The sequence below is a fragment of the Agromyces humi genome (assembly GCF_009720255.1).
Taxonomy (GTDB): domain Bacteria; phylum Actinomycetota; class Actinomycetes; order Actinomycetales; family Microbacteriaceae; genus Agromyces; species Agromyces humi.
In genome coordinates, this window is the sequence record NZ_WJSP02000320.1 from 1 (window position 1) to 4,292 (window position 4,292).

Sequence of the window (4,292 nt, forward strand, 5' to 3'; positions counted from 1 at the left end):
CCGGACGGCCTCGACACGAAGGTCGGGGAGGAGGGGATGAGCCTCTCGGGCGGGCAGCGACAGCGGCTCGCGCTCGCACGCGCCGTCGCGGCATCCCCCGCCGTGCTCGTGCTCGACGACCCGCTCTCTGCCCTCGACGTGGCCACCGAGGCCCGGGTCGAGGCGGAGCTGCGGGAGGTGCTCGCGTCGACGACCGCGCTCATCGTGGCGCACCGCCCGTCGACGGTCATGCTCGCCGACCGGGTGGCGCTCCTCGAGGACGGGCGGGTCACCGCCGTCGGCACGCACTCCGAGCTGCTCCGCGAGAACGCGCACTACGCCTTCGTCATCTCCAGCCTGGAGGACGAGGAGAAGCGGGAGGCCGCACAGGCATCCGGCATCGAACCCATCGCACGGGAGACCGAACCCATCGCACGAGAGGAGGCGACCCGATGAGCACCGTCACGGGCGTCGAGGGCGAGGAACGCCACGACTTCACGAAGGCCGAGTCCAAGCAGATCCGCCAGCGCTCGCTGCGGCTGCTCGGCTCGCTGCTGCACCCGGTGCGCGCCCGGCTCTGGGTCACCATGGCGATCGTCGTCATCTCGACCGGGGCGCAGGTCGCGGGGCCGGCGCTCATCGCGTACGGCATCGACCAGGGCCTGCCCGCGCTCATGGCGGGCGACTGGATGCCGGTCGGCTTCGCCGGCGTGGCCTACCTGCTCACCGGTGCGGCCGGCGCGTTCCTCATCGCGTGGTACATCCGGCTGTCGGCGAGGATCAGCCAAGCGGTGCTGCTCGACCTGCGCACGCGGGTGTTCCTGCACACGCAGAAGCTCTCGCTCGAGTTCCACGAGTCCTACACGTCGGGCCGCATCATCTCCCGGCAGACGAGCGACCTCGACGCCATCCGCGAGCTCCTCGACGAGGGCATCAACCAGCTCGTGCGCGGGGCGCTCTACATGTCGTTCACCGCGGGCGCGCTCGCGCTGCTCGACTGGACCTCGGCGCTCGTGCTCCTCGCGGCGCTCGTGCCGCTCACCGTGCTCACGCGGTGGTTCCAGGTGCGGTCGCAACGACTGTTCCGGCGTTCGCGCGTCGCCAGCGCGTCGCTGATCGTCCACTTCGTGGAGTCGATGACCGGCATCCGCGCCGTGCAGGCGTTCCGCAAGGAGCAGCGCAACGAGAAGGAGTTCGGCCGCCTCGTCGAGGACTACCGCGACGTGAACGCCAAGGTCATCCAGCTGTTCGGCATCTACGATCCGGGCCTGCTGCTGATCGGCAACGTCTGCGTCGCGGCCGTGCTCGTCGTCGGCGGATTCCGCGTGGTCGACGGCGGCATGGAGGTCGGCGTGCTGCTCGCGGCACTGCTGTACACGAAGCGGTTCTTCGACCCGATGGAGGACATGGCGATGTTCTACAACGGCTACCAGTCCGCGGCATCCGCGCTCGAGAAGATCTCGGGCGTGCTCGAGGAGGAGCCCAGCGTGCCCGACCCCGCGCGCCCGGTGGACCTCTGGAACGCCGACGGGCACGTGCGGTTCGAGCGCGTCGAGTTCGCGTACACGCCCGACCGGGTCATCCTGCCGAGGTTCGACCTCGACATCGCGGCCGGCCAGACGATCGCGCTCGTCGGGTCGACGGGGGCCGGCAAGTCGACGCTCGCGAAGCTCATCGCCCGGTTCTACGACCCGAGCGACGGGGTGGTCGAGCTCGACGGGATCGACCTGCGGCAGCTGCACCCGAAGGACCTGCGCCGCGCGATCGTCATGGTCACCCAGGAGGCGTACCTGTTCTCGGGGTCGGTCGCCGACAACATCGCGCTCGGCAAGCCGGACGCGACGTTCGACGAGATCGTGGCGGCCGCTCGTGCGGTCGGCGCCCACGAGTTCATCGAGGGCCTCCCGAACGGCTACGACACCGACGTGAACAAGCGCGGCGGCAGGGTCTCGGCCGGCCAGCGGCAGCTGATCTCGTTCGCCCGGGCGTTCCTCGCGAACCCCGCGGTGCTGATCCTCGACGAGGCGACGTCGTCGCTCGACATCCCGAGCGAGCGCGCCGTGCAGGAGGGGCTGCAGTCGCTCCTCGCCGACCGCACGGCCGTGATCATCGCGCACCGCCTGTCCACCGTGGCGATCGCCGACCGCGTGCTCGTCATGGAGCACGGACGCATCGTCGAGGATGGCGCGCCCGCCGACCTCATCGGCGGCTCGGGGCGGTTCGCCGCGCTGCACGCGGCCTGGCGCGACTCGCTCGTCTAGCGGACCGAGCCGATCAGCCCGAGCGGAGGCGGTTCGCACCGGGGGAGGGCGATTCGACGGGATCGCACCTTCCCCGGTGCGAATCGCCTCCCGGCGCGGGCCGGAGGTCAGGCCGGGACGACCACGACAGGCGTCGGCGTGATGCCGTTGAAGGAGGTGGCCGTCGCGGCCGTGTAGGCGCCCATCATCGGGCTCACGAGCAGGTCGCCCTCGGCAAGGGCGGGCAGCGGCAGTCGCCGGGCGATCACGTCCACGCTGTCGCACGTCGGTCCGGCGAGGGTGACGGGGACGCGCGCGCGATCGTCCGCGCGGCTCGCACCACCGGGCTCGCCGCGCTCGCCGCCTATCGCGCCCCCGAGCTCCGAGGCCGCGAACACGAGCGCGTGCACGTCCTCGGCGGGGATGTTCGAGTAGGCGCCGTAGACCCCCTGGTCGAGGTACGCCCACCGGCCGTCGGCGCGCTCGGCGACGCCGATCACCCGGGTCACGAGCGTCATCGCGGGCGCCGAGACGAAACGTCCGGGCTCGATGAGGATGCGGTATCGGTCGGGAACGCCGTCGAGTGCCGAGCGGATGCCGCGAGCCAGGTCCGCGAGCGACGGCACGGGCTCGTCGTACGCCACGGGGAATCCGCCGCCGAGGTCGAGCGTGTCGAACCGGACGTCGAACGCGGCTTCGAGCCGCCCCATCAGGGCGAGCGTCCGGCGGATGGCGTGCGCCCACGGCGCGGCCGACGCGGTCTGGCTCCCGACGTGGAACGTGAATCCCGCCACACGCAACCCCTCCCGCAGGCACTGCGCCACGAGGGGAGCCGCGTCCTCGGGGCGCACCCCGAACTTCGACGACAGGTCGGACTTCGCAGCGGAGTTCGGGTACGACAGGCGCACGAGCACCGCGACATCCGGTGGCAGGCCCCGGAACTTCGCCACCTCGGCGGGGTTGTCGACGACGAACGTGCGGATGCCGCGGAGGTACGCCCCCGTCAGGTCGGCGACGGTCTTGACGGGGTGCGTGTGCAGGCAATGCGCCGTCGCGATGCCTGCGCGCTCGAGCAGGTCGATCTCGCCGCGGGACGCGACCTCGAAGCCCGCGCCGAACGCGTCGACCGCGCGGATCACCGCCGGATGCGGCAGTGACTTCGTCGCGAAGTGCACGCGGGCCATGGGCAGCTCCCGCCGCAGCGCGAGGAGCTGCGTCGTCACGCGGTCGGGGTCGAGCACGAAGAGCGGGCTGCCGTGCTCCCGCACGAGCCCCGCGAGGTCGATGCGGTCGGCGTAGGCGGCCAACTCCCGCCGCACGAGCTCGCGGTGCGAGGCGGGCCGGCCCACCGCGTCGCGGGTCGTCGTCCCCGTCGCGCGTCCGATGCGCGTCGCGAGGCGTCGCGACCGGTCCGCCATGGTGGTGCTCATCTCAGCGCCCCTTCCGGCTGTGATTCGGAGCCGAGGCCGGTGGCGGATGCCTCGAGGACGGATGCCTCGAGAGTGGATGCCTCGGCGACGGCTGCCTCGGCGACGGCTGCCCCGGCGACGCGTCCCTCGTCGGGCAGGATGACGCGGCGGCCCGTCTCGAGCGAGACGATCGCGATCGCGTAGAAGACCGCGTCGGCGGCGAGCTTGCCCGCGAACCAGGCGAGCGGATGCGCGCCCCAGGCCGCGGCGGCCGCCCAGAGCAGCACCGGGCGCACGAGCAGCGAGTCGACCAGCTCGGCCGGACCGAACTCCGCCGCCACCGAGCGCGCGGCCAGCCAGGTCGTCGCCCAGGCACGGGCGGCTCGGCCGGTGAGGCGGCTCACGCGCCGGGAGCGGGCGTGGCCGCGCACGGTCCGCACGACGACGAGCGCGTAGTAGCCCACGTTCTCGCCGACGGTGCCCGCGACGGCCGCGACGACGAGCGACCCGGTCAGGCCGGATGCCACGACGACCATCGCATCCGCACCGTGATGTTCGACGCCTCGGGGAACTCGGGATACCACCGGTCGAGCGTGTCGTCGAGGCCCACGTCGAGTTCGGGCTCGCCGATCACCTGCAACATGACCGTGCCGACGATGGTCTT

Annotated in this window: 4 protein-coding genes; 2 read left to right on the forward strand and 2 right to left on the reverse strand. The window is 72.2% G+C overall.

Going from position 1 to position 4,292, the window contains the following annotated elements; all coding sequences use genetic code 11:
- Both GH736_RS18080 and GH736_RS18085 read left to right on the forward strand, forming a co-directional pair.
- Nucleotides 1-435: ATP-binding cassette domain-containing protein (locus GH736_RS18080; protein WP_159605809.1), on the forward strand; the 435-nt coding region annotated here is incomplete at its 5' end.
- Nucleotides 432-2,240 (forward strand): ABC transporter ATP-binding protein, encoded by a 1,809-nt coding sequence (locus GH736_RS18085; RefSeq protein WP_159605810.1) that lies wholly within the window; start codon nucleotides 432-434, stop codon nucleotides 2,238-2,240. The genes GH736_RS18080 and GH736_RS18085, both read left to right, overlap by 4 nt.
- A gap of 107 nt (nucleotides 2,241-2,347) precedes the next feature.
- Here GH736_RS18085 and GH736_RS18090 read toward each other — a convergent pair whose 3' ends face one another.
- Both GH736_RS18090 and GH736_RS18095 read right to left on the reverse strand, forming a co-directional pair.
- On the reverse strand, nucleotides 2,348-3,649 hold the full coding sequence (locus GH736_RS18090; RefSeq protein ID WP_203230839.1) for a type III PLP-dependent enzyme: 1,302 nt from the start codon (nucleotides 3,647-3,649) through the stop codon (nucleotides 2,348-2,350).
- Entirely contained in the window at nucleotides 3,646-4,155 is a 510-nt protein-coding gene (locus tag GH736_RS18095) for a hypothetical protein (protein WP_159605812.1), read from the reverse strand. The genes GH736_RS18090 and GH736_RS18095 overlap by 4 nt, the downstream gene beginning before the upstream one ends.
- Nucleotides 4,156-4,292: the final 137 nt, after the last annotated feature.

Coding starts and splice junctions, on each gene's coding strand:
- GH736_RS18085 (WP_159605810.1), top strand. CDS start 432: ATGAGCACCGTCACGGGCGTCGAGGGCGAGGAACGCCACGACTTCACG.
- GH736_RS18090 (WP_203230839.1), bottom strand. CDS start 3,649: ATGAGCACCACCATGGCGGACCGGTCGCGACGCCTCGCGACGCGCATC.